The sequence below is a fragment of the Janibacter zhaoxuefangae genome (genome assembly GCF_050271985.1).
Lineage (GTDB): Bacteria > Actinomycetota > Actinomycetes > Actinomycetales > Dermatophilaceae.
The window spans coordinates 1,647,549-1,667,086 of the sequence record NZ_CP189849.1 but is presented as its reverse complement, the minus strand read 5'-3'; the positions used below and the strand labels follow the sequence as shown (position 1 = coordinate 1,667,086).

At 70.8% G+C, this 19,538-nt stretch carries 15 protein-coding genes; 9 read left to right on the top strand and 6 right to left on the bottom strand.

The genetic code is table 11. The features are described from left to right. Positions 1-117: 117 nt before the first annotated feature. Positions 118-690: a GNAT family N-acetyltransferase gene (locus tag ACQBAS_RS07845; RefSeq protein WP_427383252.1), complete on the top strand. Its 573-nt coding sequence runs from the start codon at positions 118-120 to the stop codon at positions 688-690. Positions 691-873: 183 nt separating this feature from the next. On the opposite strand, the gene ACQBAS_RS07840 is transcribed toward ACQBAS_RS07845, so the two are convergent. The 3 genes from ACQBAS_RS07840 to ACQBAS_RS07830 all read right to left on the bottom strand — a co-directional run bounded on the left by ACQBAS_RS07840 (position 874) and on the right by ACQBAS_RS07830 (position 5,638). Further along, on the bottom strand, positions 874-1,446 hold the full coding sequence (locus ACQBAS_RS07840) for a cysteine hydrolase family protein (protein ID WP_427383251.1): 573 nt from the start codon (positions 1,444-1,446) through the stop codon (positions 874-876). Continuing rightward, positions 1,443-2,951 (bottom strand): purine-cytosine permease family protein, encoded by a 1,509-nt coding sequence (locus ACQBAS_RS07835; protein ID WP_427383250.1) that lies wholly within the window; start codon positions 2,949-2,951, stop codon positions 1,443-1,445. The genes ACQBAS_RS07840 and ACQBAS_RS07835 overlap by 4 nt, the downstream gene beginning before the upstream one ends. A 71-nt stretch (positions 2,952-3,022) precedes the next feature. Further along, the gene (locus ACQBAS_RS07830; RefSeq protein ID WP_427383249.1) at positions 3,023-5,638 is read right to left on the bottom strand and encodes a DEAD/DEAH box helicase; all 2,616 of its coding nucleotides are present in this window, start codon (positions 5,636-5,638) and stop codon (positions 3,023-3,025) included. 99 nt (positions 5,639-5,737) lie between these two features. Between ACQBAS_RS07830 and ACQBAS_RS07825 the strand changes: the two genes are divergently transcribed. The 5 genes from ACQBAS_RS07825 to rpsT all read left to right on the top strand — a co-directional run bounded on the left by ACQBAS_RS07825 (position 5,738) and on the right by rpsT (position 13,152). Further along, positions 5,738-8,434, top strand: a complete 2,697-nt coding sequence (locus ACQBAS_RS07825) for an MGH1-like glycoside hydrolase domain-containing protein (protein ID WP_427383248.1) — start codon at positions 5,738-5,740, stop codon at positions 8,432-8,434. Beyond that, positions 8,431-9,216, top strand: a complete 786-nt coding sequence (locus ACQBAS_RS07820) for an SDR family NAD(P)-dependent oxidoreductase (RefSeq protein WP_427383247.1) — start codon at positions 8,431-8,433, stop codon at positions 9,214-9,216. Before ACQBAS_RS07825 ends, ACQBAS_RS07820 begins: the two co-directional genes overlap by 4 nt. A 42-nt stretch (positions 9,217-9,258) precedes the next feature. Then, complete coding sequence (locus ACQBAS_RS07815; RefSeq protein ID WP_427383246.1) at positions 9,259-11,553, top strand: ATP-dependent DNA helicase; 2,295 nt, start codon at positions 9,259-9,261, stop codon at positions 11,551-11,553. Between the two features lie 85 nt (positions 11,554-11,638). Next, positions 11,639-12,658: a DNA polymerase III subunit delta gene (gene holA, locus ACQBAS_RS07810; RefSeq protein WP_427383245.1), complete on the top strand. Its 1,020-nt coding sequence runs from the start codon at positions 11,639-11,641 to the stop codon at positions 12,656-12,658. 233 nt (positions 12,659-12,891) lie between these two features. After that, positions 12,892-13,152, top strand: a complete 261-nt coding sequence (rpsT, locus tag ACQBAS_RS07805; protein ID WP_427383244.1) for a 30S ribosomal protein S20 — start codon at positions 12,892-12,894, stop codon at positions 13,150-13,152. A gap of 75 nt (positions 13,153-13,227) precedes the next feature. On the opposite strand, the gene ACQBAS_RS07800 is transcribed toward rpsT, so the two are convergent. Together ACQBAS_RS07800 and ACQBAS_RS07795 are read right to left on the bottom strand one after the other, a co-directional pair. Continuing rightward, entirely contained in the window at positions 13,228-13,779 is a 552-nt protein-coding gene (locus tag ACQBAS_RS07800) for a type II toxin-antitoxin system PemK/MazF family toxin (protein ID WP_427383243.1), read from the bottom strand. Positions 13,780-13,794: 15 nt separating this feature from the next. Then, positions 13,795-14,769 (bottom strand): M48 family metallopeptidase, encoded by a 975-nt coding sequence (locus ACQBAS_RS07795; protein ID WP_427383242.1) that lies wholly within the window; start codon positions 14,767-14,769, stop codon positions 13,795-13,797. 285 nt (positions 14,770-15,054) lie between these two features. On the opposite strand from ACQBAS_RS07795, the gene lepA reads away from it, so the two are divergent. Both lepA and ACQBAS_RS07785 read left to right on the top strand, forming a co-directional pair. Continuing rightward, on the top strand, positions 15,055-16,899 hold the full coding sequence (gene lepA / locus ACQBAS_RS07790; RefSeq protein WP_427383241.1) for a translation elongation factor 4: 1,845 nt from the start codon (positions 15,055-15,057) through the stop codon (positions 16,897-16,899). Continuing rightward, on the top strand, positions 16,896-17,384 hold the full coding sequence (locus tag ACQBAS_RS07785) for a hotdog fold domain-containing protein (protein WP_427383240.1): 489 nt from the start codon (positions 16,896-16,898) through the stop codon (positions 17,382-17,384). Before lepA ends, ACQBAS_RS07785 begins: the two co-directional genes overlap by 4 nt. A 20-nt stretch (positions 17,385-17,404) precedes the next feature. Here the strand turns inward: ACQBAS_RS07785 and ACQBAS_RS07780 are convergent, their stop codons facing one another. Beyond that, positions 17,405-18,190 (bottom strand): tyrosine-protein phosphatase, encoded by a 786-nt coding sequence (locus ACQBAS_RS07780; RefSeq protein ID WP_427383239.1) that lies wholly within the window; start codon positions 18,188-18,190, stop codon positions 17,405-17,407. A 46-nt stretch (positions 18,191-18,236) separates the two neighbouring features. Here ACQBAS_RS07780 and hemW point away from each other — a divergent pair, with 46 nt between their 5' ends. Then, entirely contained in the window at positions 18,237-19,484 is a 1,248-nt protein-coding gene (hemW, locus tag ACQBAS_RS07775; RefSeq protein WP_427383238.1) for a radical SAM family heme chaperone HemW, read from the top strand. Positions 19,485-19,538 lie beyond the last annotated feature (54 nt).

The following is a 19,538-nucleotide window of genomic DNA, read 5'->3' as shown; positions in this document are numbered from 1 at the left end:
CCGACTTCGCATGTCGGGTGAAGCGCGCGTTTGTCGGGTGAAGCGGTCTTCGGGTCGACTCGGGCGACTGCCGGAGGCCGACCAGACGGCACGGCCGGGCGCTGGCACACTGTCGCGATGACCCCGGCACCCAGGCCCGATTCCCTCGTCGTCACGCGGCTCGACGTGCTGAGTGACGAGGAGCGCGATGAGGTGCTCGGCCTGTGGTGCGCCGTGAACGACGCGGGTGGCGCCGTGGGGTTTCTCCCCGGCGCCTCCCGGGTGGAGGTGGCCGCGACACTCGCGGTGCACGAAGGGGAGATGGCGGAAGGGCGCCAATTCGCCTGTCTGCTGCGCGACGACGAAGGTCGCATCCTCGGGCTGGGGTGGTGGACTCGCAGCCGCAACCCTCTCGTCGGGCACGTTCGGATGGGTCGTCGCATCATGACCGACCCCACCTTTCGCCGCAGAGGGTTGGGCCTCCGGCTCATGGAGGGCATGCACCGCCTGGCGCGCGAGGACGGGGGCGTGGTCGCCACCCTGGACTACCGAAGTGGTACGGGGGTCGGAGCGTTCTACGAACGGTGCGGCTACGTCGAGGTCGGCCGCATCCCACGGTTCATTCGCGTCGCGCCGGGCGACGAGCGGGACAGCGTCCAGTTGGCACGGTCACTCGATGGACAGCCGCTCACGGCGGACGGCCGGCGCTGACGCGTCGATCCGCTCTTGCTTCACCCGACAAAGGCGCGCTTCACCCGACATGCGAAGTCGGGTAACGCTGCCAGTATCGGGTGACCCGATACTGGTGGGGCAGACGGGGCGCGAAGGGGGAGGGGCAGACGGGGCGCGAAGGGGGAGAGGCAGACGGGGCGCGAAGGGGGAGGGGCCGAGGGGTCAGAGGTCGCCGAGGACCTCGTCGGTCGTGCGCACCGTCATCTGCGGCTCGTAGAGGCCCATGACGGTGAGGGCCGCGGCGTGGTTCTCCGCGGTCGAGCCGGCACAGGCGTCCTTGACGACGGTCACGGTCGCGCCGGCGTCGGTCGCGGCGAGCGCCGTCGCGATGACGCAGCAGTCCGTCGCGACCCCGGTGAGGACGAGCTGCGGGTGCTCGCCCGTGATCGCCGTCAGCTCCGGCCCGTACTTCCCGAAGGTCGTGACGTCGAGGGTCGGCCGGTCGGTCAGGCCGACGGCCTCGGGCACGAGGTGGAAGAGGGGATCGTCGTCGGGCCGGTCCGCGAAGGTCCACCGCTCGAAGTACGGGCCCCACGAGCCGGGGTGCTCGTCGCCGGGCACCCAGCGCGTCACGATGGTGCGTCCCGCGAAGGCCTCCGCGAGCCGGGTGATCTCCGGGATGGCGTCGGCGAACATCGGCGAACCCCACTCGGAGGCCTGGTCGGCGAAGATGCGCTGCGGGTCGATGACGAGCAGCCAGGGACCGCCGTCGGCGCCCTGCGACCCGGCGCTCACATGGCCTCCTGGCGACGCACCTTCGCGCGCCGCGCCACGTAGGTGACGACGAAGCCGAGGACGAGCGCGAGGAGGACGCCGAGGTTGGCGTAGGGCCAGGCGCCGTCCCAGTAGGGGCCGGCGGGGTCATCGACCCACGTGCCGAGGCCGAGGGGCTCCAGCAGGTAGCCCTGCCAGTTGTTCCACGAGGCGTCCGTGGCGAAGCTGTTGACGACCAGTCCCCAGCCGATGACGGACGCGACGATCATCGTGCCGATCGAGACCCAGTCCACCGCGCCGTAGCGCCCGCGAGCGTCGAAGAGGGCCGCGTCGTCGTAGTCCTCACGGCGCAGCGCGATGTCGGCGATCATGATGCCCGCCCAAGCGGCCAGCGGGACGCCGAGCGTGATGAGGAAGGACTGGAAGGGGCTGAGGAAGGACTCGGCGAAGAAGACCACGTAGATCGTGCCGAGGGTGAGGATGATGCCGTCGATCCCGGCGGCCGCGGGGCGCGGGATCTTCACGCCGAGGCTGAGCAGGGTCAGGCCGGAGGAGTAGATGCCCAGGACTGCGCCGCTGACGAGCGCGAGCACCGAGGCGATGAGGAAGGGGACCAGGAACCACGTCGGCAGGATCGTGCCGAGGGTGCCGATCGGGTCGGTGACGATGCCGGCGCTCAGCTTCTCGTCGGAGCCGGCGAGCAGGAGGCCGTAGAGGACGAGCACGACGGGTGCGAGGGCGCCGCCGATGGTGTTCCACAGGACGATCTGCGATCCGGCGGCCTCACGGTGCTGGTAGCGCGACCAGTCGGCGGCGATGTTGATCCAGCCGAGGCCGAACCCGGTCATGACCATGACGAGCGCGCCGACGACGGCCTGCATGGGCCCGGACTCGAGGGCGGTGACGGCCGACCAGTTGACGTGGTCGAGCGTGAGCAGGATGTAGGCGATGGTGGCGATGCCCGTCAGCCAGGTGAGGACCGACTGCATCCGCATGATGAGGTGATAGCCAGCGACCGAGGCAGTCACGATCAGGCCCGCGATGACGAGCATGGCGATGACCTTGACGGCGTTGCCGTGCGCCCATCCGAGCTGACGGAAGATCGTCGCTGTCGCCAACGTCGCCATGATCGCGAGGAAGGTCTCCCAGCCGATCGAGACGAGCCAGCTCACGACGCCTGGGAGCTTCTGCCCCTGCACGCCGAAGGCGGCCCGGGACAGCACCATGGTCGGCGCCGAGCCGCGCTTGCCGGCGATGGCGATGATGCCGCACAGCAGGAAGGACACGACGATGCCGATCACGGCGACGGCGACGGCCTGCGCGAAGGAGATCCCGAACCCGAGGACGTAACTGCCGTAGGAGATGCCGAAGACGGAGACGTTGGCCGCGAACCACGGCCAGAAGAGGTCACGCGGCCGCGCGGTGCGGGCCGACTCCTCGATGATCTCGATGCCGGTGGTCTCGATACCGCCCCGCTTGACGGCCTCGAGGCCGCTGTCGCCGGGAACGTCCGTGTGGGTGCTCATCCCATGAATGTCCCACAGGACCAGCGTTTTTGGGCGTGACGCGCCGGGCGATCCGCGCTCGCGGCAGCCCCTCAGAGCCGGCGCAGGGCGGTCGCCAGGACGACGGGTTCGCCGGCAGCGTCGGAGGCGTCGAGGTCGACCGTGGCCTCGATGATCCAGTCGCCGTCGCCCTCGGGGTCGGCCAGTGTCTGGCTCACGAGCCAGAGGCGGTGATCGCCCTCGGGGTCGCGCTCGCCCGGTCGCGGGCCGTGCTCGGGTGTGATCCGCAGGTGGTGCGGCCCGCGCGCGTCGGCGTCGGTCCCGATCCGGTCGTGTTCGTCCCAGTAGGCGCCGAGCGCCTCGTCCCAGGCGGCGCGGTCCATGAGGATGTCGCGGGGCGGGTCGACGAGTTCCGCCTGCTGCTGCTCGAGGGCGGCGAGCCCGGCGAGGTCGTCGCGTGCGGCCAGTTCGACCCGGCGCCACATCGCGCCGCGCACCATGACCCGGAAGGCGCGCTCGCGCTGGGTGATCGGGCGCGGCGGGGGCGGAGCCTCGTGGTGCGAGACCGCCGCGGCGGCGGCCGCCACCGAGGCCGGATCCGTCAGCGCCTCCCACTCGTCGAGCAGCGAGGAGTCGGTCTGACGCACGGTCTCGCCGAGCCACTCGACGAGGTCGTCGAGCTGCTCGGTCCGGTGCTGGTCCGGCACGGTCTGGCGAAGGGTGCGGTAGGCGTCGCTGAGGTAGCGCAGCACGAGCCCTTCGGAGCGGGCCAGCTGGTAGCGACCGACGAAGTCGGTGAAGGTCATGCCCTGCTCGTACATGTCGCGCACGACGGATTTGGGGACGAGCGCGTCGACCGGCAGCCACGGGTGGCTCTGCCGATAGGTCTCGAAGGTCGCGGTCAACAGTTCCTGCAGCGGCTGCGGCCAGGTGACCTCCTCGAGACGCTCCATCCGCTCCTCGTACTCGATGCCGTCCGCCTTCATCTCGGCGACGGCCTCGCCGCGGGCGGCGTACTGCTGCGCCACGAGCACGGGACGCGGTGCCTCGAGGACGGCCTCGATGACGGAGACGACGTCGAGGAAGTGGGTGGGGGACTCGGGGTCGAGCGTGTCCAACGTGGCCACGGCGTAGAGCGCCAGCGGCTGGTTGAGGGCGAAGTTGTCCCGCAGGTCCTCGGTGAGCGCCACCGTCCGGCCGTCGGCGTCGGGCTCCGGCAGTCGGACGAGCACCCCGGAGTCGAGCAGCGAGCGGCCCAGGCTGATCGCGCGCTTGGCCAGCTTGGCCTGGTTGCGGGGGTGTTCGTGGTTGTCGCGGGTCAGCCGGCTGAGGACGGGGACGGCATCCTCGGGGCGGGCGACGACGTTGAGGATGGTCGAGTTGTCGACGCGCATGCGGGACATGAGCTGCTCGGGTGGCGCCGTGACGAGCTTGTCGAAGGTCTCCTCGGTCCAGACGACGAAGCCCTCCGGCGGTTTCTTCCGCTGGACCTTGCGCAGCTTCTTCGGGTCGTCGCCCGCCTTCGCCAGCGCCTTGGCGTTCTCGATGGTGTGTTCGGGCGCCTGTACGACGACGCTGCCCGAGGTGTCATAGCCGGCGCGTCCCGCCCGCCCCGCGATCTGCTGGAACTCGCGCACGCGCAGCACGCGGTGCTTCGTCCCGTCGAACTTCGTCAGGCCGGTGAAGAGGACCGTGCGGATCGGCACGTTGATCCCGACGCCGAGGGTGTCGGTGCCGCAGATGACCTTGAGCAGCCCCGCCTGCGCGAGCTGCTCGACCAAACGCCGATAGCGGGGGAGCATTCCGGCGTGGTGGACGCCGATCCCGCGGCGCAGGAGCGCGCCGAGGGTGCGCCCGAAGCCGGCCGCGAAGCGGACGCCGGCGAGTCGCTCGGCGACCTCCGCCTTCTCCTCCTTCGTCAGGACCGAGAGGGTGCGCAGGGACTGGGCGTGTTCCGCGGCGTCCTTCTGGGTGAAGTGGACGACGTAGACCGGGGCCTGCTTGGTCGTGAGCAGCTCCTCGAGCGTCTCGGTGAGCGGCTCCATGGACCACGTGAAGGAGAGCGGCACGGGCCGCTCCGCGTCGTCAACGACGGTGGTGGACCGGCCGGTCCGCCGGGCCAGGTCGTCGACGAAGAAGGTGACGTCGCCGAGGGTGGCCGACATGAGCAGGAACTGCGACTTCGTCAGCTCCAGCAGCGGGACCTGCCACGCCCAGCCGCGCTCGGGCTCGGAGTAGTAGTGGAACTCGTCCATGACGACGAGGCCCACGTCCGCGTCGGCGCCCTCGCGCAGCGCGATGTTGGCCAGGACCTCCGCCGTGCAGCAGATGACGGGCGCATCGGCGTTGACCGAGGCGTCGCCGGTGAGCATGCCGACGTTGTCGGCGCCGAAGACCTGACACATCTCGAAGAACTTCTCGCTGACGAGGGCCTTGATCGGCGCCGTGTAGAAGGCCACGTCGTCGCGAGCCATGGCGCCGGCGATGGCGGCGATGGCCACGAGCGACTTCCCCGAGCCGGTCGGCGTCGCGAGGATGACGTGGTCGCCCCCGAGGAGGGCGAGGGACGCCTCCTCCTGATGGGGATAGAGGGCCATCCCGCGGGTCGTGACCCACGAGGTCACGGCCTCGAGTACGGCGTCCTCGGACGCTCCGGTGGGTACGTCGAGGGCGGGGGTCGGCATCGTCGAACTGCTGGCTGTCGTCATGTCCGCCCCATCGTCGCAGGCCGGGAGCGCGTCGGGCGAACGCGCGGGTTGGGGCTGTCCGGGTTGGCATGACCGGCGAGCGCTGCCAGAGTGGGCGGCGTGGCCGACAGCGATGAGCAGACCCAGCCCAGGACCGCCGAGCACGCCCGACTGAGCCAAGCCCCGCGGGGCGAGGACGAATGGCGCCTGTGGGGGCCCTATGTCTCGGGCCGCCAGTGGGGGACCGTCCGCGAGGACTACTCGCCCGACGGCGAGGCGTGGGACTTCTTCCCCTTCGACCACGCGCACACCCGCGCCTACCGCTGGGGTGAGGACGGCATCGCCGGCCTGACCGACCGCTACGGGTTCCTCAACGTCGGGCTCGCGGTCTGGAACGGCCAGGACGACCGCCTCAAGGAACGCCTCTTCGGCCTCTCCGGACCGGAGGGCAACCACGGTGAGGACGCGAAGGAGTACTGGTGGCACCTCGACGCCACCCCGACGCATTCCTTCGCCGAGTACCTCTACCGCTACCCGCAGGCCGCCTTCCCCTACGAGCAGCTCGTGGCCGAGAACGCGGCGCGCGGCTTCGGGGACCCCGAGTTCGAGCTCACCGACACCGGCGTCCTCGCCGAGGACCGCTTCTTCGACGTCGTCGTCCGGCACGCGAAGGCGACCCCGACCGACATCGTCATCGAGATCGAGGCGACCAACCACGGTCCCGAGGCGGCGCCCCTGCACCTCGCGCCACACGTCTGGTTCCGCAACACGTGGTCGTGGGGGCGTGACGAGCGCTATCCGCACATCACGGCCGGCGGCGACGACTCCCACCCCACGCTCGTCACCGACCACGATTGGCTCGGTCGCTACCACGTCGTCGCGAGCGAGGGGGCGCGAATCCTGCTGTGCGACAACGAGACCAACCAGCTGGCCACCTTCGGCACCGAGGACGACCAGCCGGAGCACCCCAAGGACGCGATCAACAACGCCATCGTCCACGGCGACGAGTCGGCGCTCGCCGCCGGCACCGGGACGAAGGCGGCCTTCTGGTGGCAGTTCGACGCCGTGGCGCCGGGGGAGAGCGTCACCGTGCGCCTGCGCCTCGTGCGCGAGGACGGTCTCGGCGGTGCCCCGGCCACCCTCGACGACGCCGCCGACGTGCTCGGTCGCGCACGCCACGAGAGCGACGAGTTCTACGCCGCGGTCATCCCGGCCGACATCGGCGACGAGGACCGCCTCATCGCGCGCCGCGCCTTCGCCGGCCTGATGTGGTGCAAGCAGCTCTACCGCTTCGACGTGCGGGAGTGGCTCGACGGCGACCCCGGTCAGCTGCCCGCGCCGCTCGAGCGCCGCCGTCCCGAGCCGGAGGGGCGCAACACCTCGTGGTCGCACCTGGCCCTGGCCGACGTCATCTCGATGCCGGACGAATGGGAGTACCCCTGGTTCGCCACGTGGGACCTCGCCTTCCACTGCGTGGCCCTGGCGCACGTCGACCCGGCCTTCGCGAAGGAGCAGCTCGTCCTCATGTGTCGCGAGTGGGCGATGCACCCCAACGGCCAGATGGCCGCCTACGAGTGGAACTTCTCGGACGTCAACCCGCCCGTGCACGCATGGGCGGTCTGGCAGGTCTACTCCCTCGACGGCGCCAAGGACCACCACTTCCTCGTCCGCGCCTTCACCAAGCTCCTGCTCAACTTCGGCTGGTGGGTCAACCGCAAGGACAGCGACGGGTCCAACCTCTTCGAGGGCGGCTTCCTCGGGATGGACAACATCGGCCCCTTCGACCGGAGCCAGCCGATGCCGGACGGGCAGCGGCTCGAGCAGTCGGACGCGACGAGCTGGATGGCGTTCTTCTGCCTCAACATGCTGCGGATCAGTTGGGAACTGGCCCGGGTCGATCCGGCCTGGGACGAGACCGCCACGAAGTTCCTCGAGCACTTCCTCTCCATCGCCGACGCCATGGAGAACTTCGGCACGACGAACATCTCCCTGTGGGACGACGAGGACGGCTTCTTCTACGACTCGATCGTCGACGACAGCGGCACGCAGACGCGGATCCGGATCCGCTCCATGGTGGGTCTGCTCCCGCTCATGGCGGTCGCCGTCGAACCGGACTGGGTTCCGGCGGAGCTCACGGACTTCACGGCGCGCCTGCAGTGGCTGCTCCAGCGGCGACCGGAGCTGACCGAGGGCGTCGTGCACACCGAGTACGAGGGCCAGCCCGACACGACGCTCTCGCTCCTGCCGCCCGATCGCCTCGGCCGCGTGCTCGCGCGCATGCTGGACGAAGGGGAGTTCCTCGCCCCCCACGGGATCCGCAGTCTCTCCGCCGCCTACCGCGACGGGACGAGCGTCACCATCGCGGGCGAGGACCTGCCGGTGCGCTACGCGCCGGCCGAGTCCGAGAACGGCATGTTTGGCGGCAACTCGAACTGGCGCGGCCCGGTCTGGTTCCCGGTCAACGTGCTGCTCACCGATGCCCTGCGCACGTACGCGGTCGACATGGCGCGTGAATTCACCGTCGAGTTCCCGACCGGCTCGGGCCAGCAGACCCCGCTCAGGGAGGTCGCGCTCGGACTCGAGCAGCGGTTGATCAGCCTCTTCCGGGTCGGTGACGACGGCCGGCGCCCGAGCGACCCGCGGCACGTGCCGACCGGGCCGCTGTGGCAGGCCCACCCGACGTTCAGCGAATATTTCGACGGCGACACCGGCTCCGGCATCGGCGCCAGCCACCAGACCGGCTGGACGGCCCTCGTCGCCCACCTCATCCTGACCGCCCACCGCGACATCCGCATCGAGAGGGAAGACAACGCATGAGCAGCGACACCAGGACCCCGACCGGCTCCCTGCAGGACAAGGTCGTCATCGTCACCGGCGGCAACAGTGGCATCGGTGAGGGCATCGTGCGCGAGTGCGCCGCCCAGGGCGCGAAGGTGGTCATCGACTATGTCGGCAACGCCGAGTACGCCGCGCAGATGGTCGATGAGCTCGGCGGTGCCGAGCGCGCCATTGCCGTCAAGGCCGACGTCAGCAAGGTCGCCGACCTCACCATGCTCGTGTCCACCGCGGTGGAGACCTTCGGTCGCCTCGACGTCATGGTCAACAACGCCGGCGTCGAGTTCGGCGAGACCCTGCTGACCCTGACGGAGGAGAAGTACGACCTCCTCATGGCCATCAACCTCAAGGGGGCGACCTTCGGTACGAAGCTCGCGGCCGAGCAGATGATCAGGCAGGGTGACGGCGGGGTCGTCATCAATGTGTCCTCGACGCACGAGGACTGGCCGATGCCGAGCGACCTGGCGTACTGCGTCAGCAAGGGCGGCATGCGCATGCTCACGCGCAACGCGGGCGTCGAGCTGGGGGAGCACGGCGTGCGCGTCGTCAACATCGCGCCCGGTGCCATCGACACCCCGATCAACGACGAGGACACCCCGGCCGAGACGAAGGCCCTCGAGGCCGCGATCCCGCTCGGCTACATCGGCACACCCCAGCAGATGGGGCAGCTGGCGACCTTCGTCGCCTCGGAGGCGGCCCGCTACATCACGGCGACGACGATCTTTGCCGACGGCGGCCTCATGCAGAAGCCGGGCGCGGTCTGAGCGGGGTCCGACGTCGTCGGCGGCAGCGCCTAGGGTGATCCGGTGAGCCGACCCGATCTCGATGCCCTCCTGCACGTCGCCGTGGCCGGGGTCGGTGGCCACGAGCGTCCCGGGCAAGTCGAGATGGCGAAGGCGGTCGAGACCGCCGTCGACACCGGCACCCACCTGCTCGTGCAGGCGGGCACCGGCACGGGCAAGTCCCTCGCCTACCTCGTGCCCGCCGTGGCACACGCGATGAAGGTGGGCAAGCCCGCCGTCGTCGCGACCGCGACACTGGCGCTGCAGGCGCAGATCGTCGACCGCGACATGCCCCGGCTGGCCGACGCGCTCGCCGGACCCCTCGGTCGGCGCCCGACCTATGGCCTCGTCAAGGGGCGGCGCAACTACGTGTGCGCCCACAAGCTCGAGGGTGGCTTCCCCGACGACGACGAGGGTCTCTTCGGCGTCGGCGAGGCGGACGCCCAGGCGGGCTGGCTCGGCAAGGAGATCGTCCGGCTGCGGGAGTGGGCCGAGGAGACCGAGTCCGGCGACCGCGACGAACTCGTCCCCGGCGTCAGCGAGCGCGCCTGGCGACAGGTGTCGGTGACGGCCCAGGAGTGCCTCGGCAGCACGTGTCCGCTCGTCGCGGAGTGCTTCGTCGAGCGCAGCCGCGAGGCCGCCAAGGGCGTCGACGTCATCGTCACCAACCACTCCTTCATGGCCATCGACGCCTTCGAGGGCCGGCAGATGCTGCCGGAGCACGACGTCCTCGTCATCGACGAGGCCCACGAGCTCGTCGACCGCGTCACGTCCACGGTCACCGACGAACTGACCGGGTCGATGGTCGCCTCCGCGGCCAAGCGCGCCCGCCGACTGGCGGACTCGACCGAGGCCGTCGACGACGCGGGGACCTTCCTCGAGAGCGTCCTCGAGGACCTGCCCGAGGGTCGGCTCATGGCCGGGCTGCCCGACTCGTTGGCGTTGGCGCTGGCGCGGATTCGTGACACGACCCGCACGGTGCAGACCGAGCTCAAGCCCGAGAAGGGCGAGCAGGCCGACGGCAATCGGCAGGTCGCCCGCGCCGCGATCGACGACATCCACGAGACGGCGGCCCGCATCCTCGAGGACCGCGAGCTCGACGTCGTGTGGATCAGCAACGACCCGCGCCGGGGGAGTGTGCTGCGGGTGGCGCCGATGTCCGTCGCGATGCTCGTGCGCGACAAGATCTTCGAGGAGCGCACCGTCGTCCTGACCTCGGCCACCCTCGAGCTCGGCGGCAGCTTCGACGCCGTCGCCGGCACGATCGGCCTGCGGGGCGAGCGCTCCCCGGAGTGGACCGGCCTCGACGTGGGCAGCCCCTTCGACTATCCCGGCCAGGCCATCGCGTATGTCGCTCAACACCTGCCGCCACCGGGCCGCGACGGGCTGAGCCCCCAGTTGCTCGACGAGATCGAGGCGCTCATCCGGGCGGCCGGCGGCCGCACGCTCGGCCTGTTCTCGTCGATGCGAGCGGCGAAGGAGGCCACCGAGGCCATGCGGGAGCGGTTCGCCCAGAAGGGGGCCGAGGGTGACATCGCCTTCCTCTGTCAGGGCGAGGACCAGATCACGACCCTCGTGCGCCAGTTCGCACGGGACCCGGCGGTGTGTCTCTTCGGCACGCTCACCCTGTGGCAGGGAGTCGACGTGCCGGGGTCCTCGTGCCAGCTCGTGCTCATCGACCGGATCCCCTTCCCGCGTCCCGACGACCCGCTGAGCTCGGCGCGCACCCAAGCCATCCAGCGGATGGGCGGCAACGGGTTCATGGCGGTGTCCGCCACGCACGCGGCACTGCGTCTCGCGCAGGGCGCCGGCCGCCTCATCCGCCGCGGTGACGATCGCGGGGTCGTCGCCTTCCTCGACTCGCGCATGATGACCGCGCGTTACGCCGGCTTCCTGCAGCGCTCGCTGCCGCCCTTCTGGCCGACGACGGACCGCGACCTCGTCCTGGGCGCACTCGCCCGGCTCGACGAGACGGCGCCGGCGCCCCTGCCCGTGGCGGAGCCCGCCAAGCGCGGGCTCACCGGGGCCTTGCCCGTGGCCGCGATGGAGGGGACCGCCGGGGCCACCGGCGGCGACGGCGCCGAGCACCCGCGTCCCGTGGCGTCCGCTCCGCCGCGGGCGGACGCGCCGCGCACGGCCGTCACCCAGGGGCACGCGTGGAGCGACCAGGAGGACGAGGAACTGCGCGACGGCGTCGAGCTCGGCCTCGGCCTTGAGGAGCTCGCGGAGTCGATGGAGTTGCCGACCGAGGTGATCGAGGCCCGGCTGAGCGGGCTCGGGCTGACCCTCGGCGACGGCGGCACGCTCGACCTCGGCTGAGGAGCTGGTCGTCGGACACGCGGTCACCGCCGGTCAGGCGTCGCCGGGTCCTGGGTCGTCGGTGCACCGTGGCAGGCTGGGGCGCGTGACCGACACCGTCGACGTGGCCCACCGAGTGCCCCCGCTCGTCCTCATCCAGGGACCTGAGGGCGTCCTCGCGGATCGGGCCGTCGCACAGCTGATCGATGACCTGCGGGTGGCCACCCCCGACGTCGAGGTGATCCACCTTCAGGCAGACACCTACGAGGCGGGCGAGCTCATCACGCACGCGAGCCCGTCCCTCTTCGGTGAGGACAAGGCGATCGTCGTCCACGACCTCGACGAGGCCCCGGACGAGTTGCAGACCGACCTTCTCGATCTGCTCGCGACGTCGGCCGACGACATCACCCTCATCGTGCTCCACAAGTCCGGCAACCGCGGCAAGAAGGTGCTCGACACCCTCAAGAAGGCCCGCGCCCGCCTCATCGAAGCGCCCGCCATCAAGTCGGACCGGGACAAGGCCGACTTCGCGGCGCACGAGTTCCGGCGCGCGCGCCGGAAGGCGACCGGCGAGGCCGTGACGGCGCTGATCGAGGCCGTCGGCAAGGACGTGCGCGAGTTGGCGTCGGCGTGCCAGCAACTCATCGACGACACCACCGGGGTCATCGATGCCGACGTCGTCATGCGCTATCACGGGGGCAAGGTCGAGGCGACGGGCTTCCAGGTCGCCGATGCCGCAATCGCCGGCAACACCCACGAGGCCCTGCGCCTGCTGCGGCACGCCTTCGCCGTCGGCGTCGACCCCGTGCCGATCGTCGCCGTGCTGGCCAGCCAGCTGCGGCAGTTGGCGAAGGTCGGCGCGGCTGGCCGGGGCAACTCGGCCACCATCGCTCGCGACCTCAAGATGGCTCCGTGGCAGGTCGACCGCGCCCGTCGTTCGCTCTCCGGGTGGGACGGAGCGGCCCTGGGTCGGGCCATCCAGGCCGTGGCCGCGGCCGACTTCGCGGTCAAGGGCGGCGGCGCGGCGAAGGGCGGCCGCTCCGACCCGTACTACGCCGTCGAGAAGGCGGTGCTCACCATCGTGGGGGAGCGTCAGGGGACGGCCGCGGGCGTCGCGCCCCGCTGAGTCCGGCCCGGCGGGGCCACGGTTCGTGGCGCCGGCCGGGGTCTGTGTGTGGCGGGTCGGCCGTTTTGGGCCGTTGGCGCCGCGCTGGTACCGTTGTCCCTTGCGTGCGCGCTCAGGTCGTGCGCGCATGCAGGCATGACCCAGCCCGTCTCTCCCACGGTGTCCCCACTCCGGTCCCGAGGCGGTCTGCCGCCCTCAAACGGCAACCCGACCACCATCAAGAAAGAACTCCTGTGGCAAACATCAAGTCCCAGATCAAGCGCGTCAAGACGAACGCGATCCGCACCGAGCGCAACCGCGCCGCCAAGAGCGAGCTGCGCACGTGGATCCGCAAGGTCCGCGAGGCCGTCGAGTCCGGCGACGCCGACCAGGCCAAGAAGGCCCTCGTCCTCGCGTCGAAGAAGCTCGACAAGGCCGCCGGCAAGGGCGTCATCCACGCCAACCAGGCCGCCAACAAGAAGTCGGCCCTGGCCAAGAAGGTCGCCGCTCTCTGAGCGTCACCCTCTGCTGACCTGACGAGGGGCCCGTTACCGATTCGGTGACGGGCACCTCGTCTGTCCCGGGGCGGGTCAGGCGCCCCAACGGCTCCGGAGCGCGGCGGCGACCTCGTCGAACCGCTCGCGCGACAGGATGGCGCCCTCGCGGCGCACCGTCGACGGGTCGATCCGCAGGATGCGGTGCACGCCCACCTCGCTCGGCCTCCCCTTCCTGTCCCAGTCGCCCGAGCCGATGTCGACCCACTCGCGACCTTCCGATCGCTCCTGCTCGGCGTCGCGGTCGTGGTCGCGGCTCGTCAACGGCAACGCGAGGAGCCAGCCGCCATCACGCCCGATGAGCAGCACGGGTCGGTCCTTGCCGCGTGAGTGGTCCTCCTCGTAGGGGACCCACGTCCACACGACCTCGCCCGGATCGGGCTGACCGTCGGGGTCGGCCACGTAGGTGACCTCGGGTCGGCCGGTGAAGTCGCCCGGGTAGGCGGCCCCGCGGGCGGCCTCGACCCCGGTCGGTCGCTGGGAGCGGGCTCGCCCAGCGGCCGCGTCGGGCACGATGCCCGTCGGGATGTGCCGTCGCGCCCGCGGCGTGAGCAGTCGCAGGGCCGCGTTGAGGGCGCGTCGCATCATGATGTCCACGCTAGGTCAGGCGTCGACTCGCGGCGCCGGCTCCGGCGCCGTCCACCCCGAGCGGTGTGGTCGGAGCAGGATGCGTCCCGGCTGAGACCGATCCCGCAGGGCGTGCGCCCGCCACGTGAGCACGGGGTGGGTCGACGTCGCGTTGCCGAGCCAGACGAAGAACCCCTTCTCCGTCTCCGCGCGGTCGGCGAGCGCGTTCACGTCGACGGTCCGGTTGAGGTACTTGCCGCCTGCGAGCGTCCCGATGGCGCCCGGGCTGCCGTGTGCCCGATAGCTGTAGCCGAAGTTGTCGGCCGTGTACTCCTGCGTGCGGCTCAGGGTCGATCCCACGAAGGGGATGAACTGGCTGCCGAAGGTCGCCAGGAGGCGCCAGTAGCTCGTGTGACCGGCGGCGATGTGGCCGACCTCGTGGCCGATGATGAAGGCGAGCGCGTCGGGGTCGCGTGTGCGGCCGCCCACCTCGAAGAGGTCGCTGTAGATGAAGATGAAGCGGCGGTAGCCGTGACCGGAGGCGGCGGCGTTGATCGCGCCGTTGCCGAGCACGACGTAGGCGTCGGGGATGCGGGCGAGCCCGTAGTGGTTGGCGGCGTCCTCGACCATCGCGTACGCCTCGGGGTACTGGGTGGGACTCACCTTGACGCCGTTGGAGCGCAGGCGGGCGAAGATCTGGCCGCGCGCGAACCAGATGAGGATCGGCGCCGCGATGAGGAGACCGGCGTAGACGTTCGGGTCACGCCCCTTCCCGAAGGCGATGACCACCTCGAGCACGGCCCAGGCGAGGACGGCGGCGTTGAAGATGATGGCGCCCGCCAGCCACGGGATCTCATAGGGGTGCCAGAGGGAGGCGCGGATCTCCTTGCGTCGCTCCTCGCGCTGCGGGTCCTGGCTCAGCGCCTTGGGGCCGATCCACGTGGACCCACTCGGGGGCAGCGGCTGGGCGCGGTCCGTGGGTGGCGTGGGGGCGTGGGGGGTGTGGCTCATCGGGGTCCTCATCGATCGACGGCGTGGCCTGGCTCGAGCCTACGTTCCCGCTCCGGGGCTCGTGCGGGGGTGCCGGCCGCCTCCTTCTCCACATGCCGAGAGTCGGCCATCCGTGGCCTCACGCAGACGTGAGACGGCAGATTGCCGACTCTCGCCGGTGAGAGCTGACGCCCGGCACATCGGCCTTTGGCCTCGCCGGTGGTGGGGGAGCGGTCGTCGGCGTGGGAGACTGGCCGTTGATCGTTTTCCCCCGTCACAGATGAGGTATGCCCGACCGTGTCACCCATGGCCCGCAACGCGCTGCAGCCCAACGCGACGCCGCCGGACCTCATCCGGAACTTCTGCATCATCGCGCACATCGACCACGGCAAGTCGACGCTGGCCGACCGCATGCTCCAGAAGACGGGCGTCGTGGACGACCGCGCCATGCGGGCGCAGTACCTCGACCGGATGGACATCGAGCGCGAGCGCGGGATCACCATCAAGTCCCAGGCCGTGCGCATGCCGTGGGAGCTGGACGGCCGCACCTTCGCGCTCAACATGATCGACACCCCCGGGCACGTCGACTTCACCTATGAGGTCTCCCGGTCGCTGGCCGCGTGCGAGGGCGCCGTCCTCCTCGTCGACGCCGCGCAGGGGATCGAGGCACAGACGCTCGCCAACCTCTATCTCGCGATGGAGAACGAGCTCACGATCATTCCCGTGCTCAACAAGATCGACCTGCCCGCCGCGCAGCCGGAGAAGTTCGCCGAGGAGCTCGCCGGGCTGATCGGCTGCGAGCCCGAGGACTGTCTGCGGGTCTCGGGCAAGACGGGTGTCGGTGTCGAGGAGCTGCTCGACCAGATCGTCACCCAGCTGCCCCCGCCGAAGGGCGACCCGAACGCGCCCGCTCGCGCCATGATCTTCGACTCCGTCTATGACACCTACCGCGGCGTCGTCACGTATGTCCGCGTGGTCGACGGTGCGCTGCACCCGCGCGAGAAGATCGCGATGATGTCGACGAAGACGACCCACGAGCTCCTCGAGATCGGTGTGAGCTCCCCGGAGCCCACGCCGTCCAAGGGGCTCGGGGTCGGCGAGGTCGGCTATCTCATCACCGGCGTGAAGGACGTGCGCCAGTCCCGCGTCGGCGACACCGTCACCAACGCGGCGAAGCCGGCCACGCAGGACCTCGGCGGCTACCGCGACCCCAAGCCGATGGTCTTCTCCGGGCTCTACCCGATCGACGGCTCGGACTACCCGGACCTGCGGGATGCGCTCGACAAGCTCAAGCTCAACGACGCCGCGCTCGTCTACGAACCGGAGACGTCGGCCGCGCTCGGCTTCGGTTTTCGCGTCGGCTTCCTCGGCCTGCTCCACCTCGAGATCGTCCGCGAGCGCCTCGAGCGCGAGTTCGACCTCGACCTCATCTCGACCCAGCCCAACGTGGTCTACGAAGTGGGGATGGACGACGGCAAGCAGCTCGTCGTCACCAACCCCAGCGAGTTCCCCTACGGCAAGGTCGTCGAGGTCCGCGAGCCGGTCGTGCGCGCGACGATCCTCGCCCCGAGCGAGTTCATCGGCGCGATCATGGAGCTGTGCCAGGGCAAGCGGGGCACGCTGCGCGGGATGGACTACCTCTCCGAGGACCGCGTCGAGATGCGGTACACGCTGCCGCTCGCCGAGATCGTCTTCGACTTCTTCGACCAGCTGAAGTCCAAGACCCGCGGCTACGCCTCCCTCGACTACGAACCCGACGGTGACCAGGCCGCCGACCTCGTCAAGGTCGACATCCTGCTCCAGGGTGAGGCCGTCGACGCGTTCAGCGCGATCGTCCACAAGGACAAGGCCTACGGCTACGGCACGATGATGGCGAGCAAGCTCAAGGAGCTCATCCCGCGCCAGCAGTTCGAGGTGCCCATCCAGGCCGCCATCGGCGCCCGCATCATCGCTCGCGAGAACATCCGGGCGATCCGCAAGGACGTCCTCGCCAAGTGCTATGGCGGTGACATCTCGCGCAAGCGCAAGCTGCTCGAGAAGCAGAAGGCGGGCAAGAAGCGGATGAAGAACATCGGCAGCGTCGAGGTGCCGCCGGAGGCCTTCGTGGCGGCGCTCTCCTCCGATGACTCGGCGGTCAAGGACAAGAAGTGATCAACGCCTACGACCTGTATCGCAGGTTGGCCGACAAGCCCTTGGGCAAACGGGCGTTCTCCGTCTTCTACGCGCAGGCGGCGCCCTACTTCCGGACGGTCCGCCCGCGCATCGTCGACGTGCGGCCCCACCGGGCTGAGGTGACCATCCGCAAGCGCCGCGCCGTGCAGAACCACATCGGCACCGTGCACGCCATCGCCGTGTGCAACGGGCTCGAGGCGGCGATGGGTCTCCTCTGCGAGGCCACGACCCCCGCCGACAGTCGGTGGCTGCCGAAGGGGATGGACGTCGCCTACCTCGCGAAGTCCACCACCGACCTCACCTGCATCGCCGAGACCGACCCCGCCGACTGGGCCATCGGGACGGGCGAGGTGCCGGTGCGTGTGCGTGCCGTGCGCGCCGACGGCGTGACCGTGGTCGAGGGCGTCATCCGCGTGCACCTCAGCGAGAAGCCCGCGAAGGCGTCCGCGACCGCGCGTTCCTGACGGTTCGGCGAGTCAGCCGGTCATACGGTGAGCCGGACCCGGAGTCGCTCGAGGTCCCCTTCGTCCCAGCCCTGCTCGACGAGCCAGCCGGCCGCGCCGCCATGGCGCGCGTCGAGGGCGCCGAGGATCCGCTCCATCGTCTCCGGTTGCGGGGTCTGCTCGTCGATGCTGCGACCGACGAGCCCGGCTCGGTAGGGCTCGACGTCGCGCAGGCGCTCGATGATCTGCTCGATCCGCTCGGCCGTCCGGGTGTAGTCCTCGATGATGACCTCGTCGGGCACGCCCGCGACAGCGAGCGCGAGCGCGACGACGGTGCCGGTCCGGTCCTTGCCCGCCGCGCAGTGCACGACGGCTCCGCCCGTGCTGCGGCTGATGACGTCGAGGGCCCCGGCGACCGAGTCCGGCCGGTGAGCCAAGTAGCCGAGGTAGTGCTCGGCCCAGTAGTTCTCCTCCGAGCGATCGGCGCCGTGCTGGGTGTTGACCCACGGCATCGCCAGGGCCTCCTGGGCGGTGACCTCCCGGACGTCGTCCCGCAGGAAGCTGTGGTGGTGGTGCGTCAGATCCGTCTCGGTCAGCGGGCCGGGCCCGGTGAGGGTCCGCTCCGTGTGGCTGCGCAGGTCGATGACGTCCGAGATGCCGAGCTCGGTGACGAGGTGGCGGACGTCCGTCTCGGACAGGTCCTGGAGGTTGTCGCTGCGGATCAGCCGCCGTGGCGCGATCCGCCCGCCGTCGCGTGTCGGCAGCCCCCCGAGATCGCGCATGTTGACGACGCCGTCGAGGGTGATCCATCCGCTGTGCGCATCCACGGGGCCAGCGTACGGTGACGGACTCGGTGGCTGGGAGGATGACCCCATGGCTCCCAGCGCACTGCCCGACGGCGACCCGGCACCCCCGACGGGGGAGTTGCCCGGTGACGCGTTGGCGACGCTGGGGAAGCGGCCGTTCGGCGTCTACGTGCACGTCCCCTTCTGCGTCGTCCGCTGCGGCTACTGCGACTTCAACACCTACACGCTGCGCGAGCTCGGTGACGGCAGCGCCCCGGGCGCCTCGGTGGACACCTTCGCTGAGGCGGCGTCGGCCGAGATCCGGTTCGCCGGGGGCGTCCTCGGCTCGGACGTTCCGCCGGTCTCGACCGTCTTCGTCGGCGGAGGTACCCCGACGATGCTCGCGTCCGCCGACCTCGTGGCGGTCCTCGACACGATCCGGGCGACGTGGGGCCTGGCCGCGGATGCGGAGGTCACGACCGAGGCCAACCCGGACTCGGTGAGCACTGCCTCGCTGCGCGAGCTCGCGGAAGGGGGCTTCACCCGGGTCTCCTTCGGCATGCAGTCCGCCGTCCCGCACGTCCTCGCGATGCTGGACCGCACCCACGACCCGGCCAACGTCGAGCGGGCCGTGGCGGCCGCGCGGTCGGCCGGGCTGCAGGTGAGCCTCGACCTCATCTATGGCACACCGGGGGAGAGCCTCGCCGACTGGGAGACGACCCTGCGCGCGGCCCTCGCCCTCGAGCCGGACCACGTCTCCGCGTACGCGCTCGTCGTCGAGGAGGGCACGAAGCTCGCGGCCCGGGTGCGCCGCGGGGAGGTGCCGATGCCGCTGGACGACGACGAGGCCGACAAGTACGAACGGGCCGACACGCTGCTGGCCGCGGCCGGGTACGACTGGTACGAGGTGAGCAACTGGGCGCGACGGCCGGACGCGCGGTGCCGACACAACCTCGGCTACTGGGACGACGCCAACTGGTGGGGCGTCGGTCCGGGCGCCCACTCGCACGTGGGCGGGGTTCGGTGGTGGAACGTCAAGCATCCCGCCGCCTACGCCCGCCTCCTCGCCGACGGACGGTCGCCCGCGCACGGGCGCGAGGAACTGACGTCCGAGCAGCGGCACGACGAGCGGGTCCTCCTGGCGGTGCGTCTCGCGCAGGGGCTGCCCCTGACCGACGTCCCCGACTCCGGTCGTCGCGCCGTCGCCGGGCTCGTCGCCGACGGGCTTGTCGACGGTCCGGCCGCCCTGGGCGCCGGCGCGAGTGAGCGTCGCGTCGTGCTCACCCGCCGCGGCCGACTGCTCGCCGACACCGTGGTGCACCGCCTGCTGTCCTGACCGCCGGATCGCCCTCGGGTGTCTGAGCGCCGTGCTGTCTGAGAGGCTGTGCGG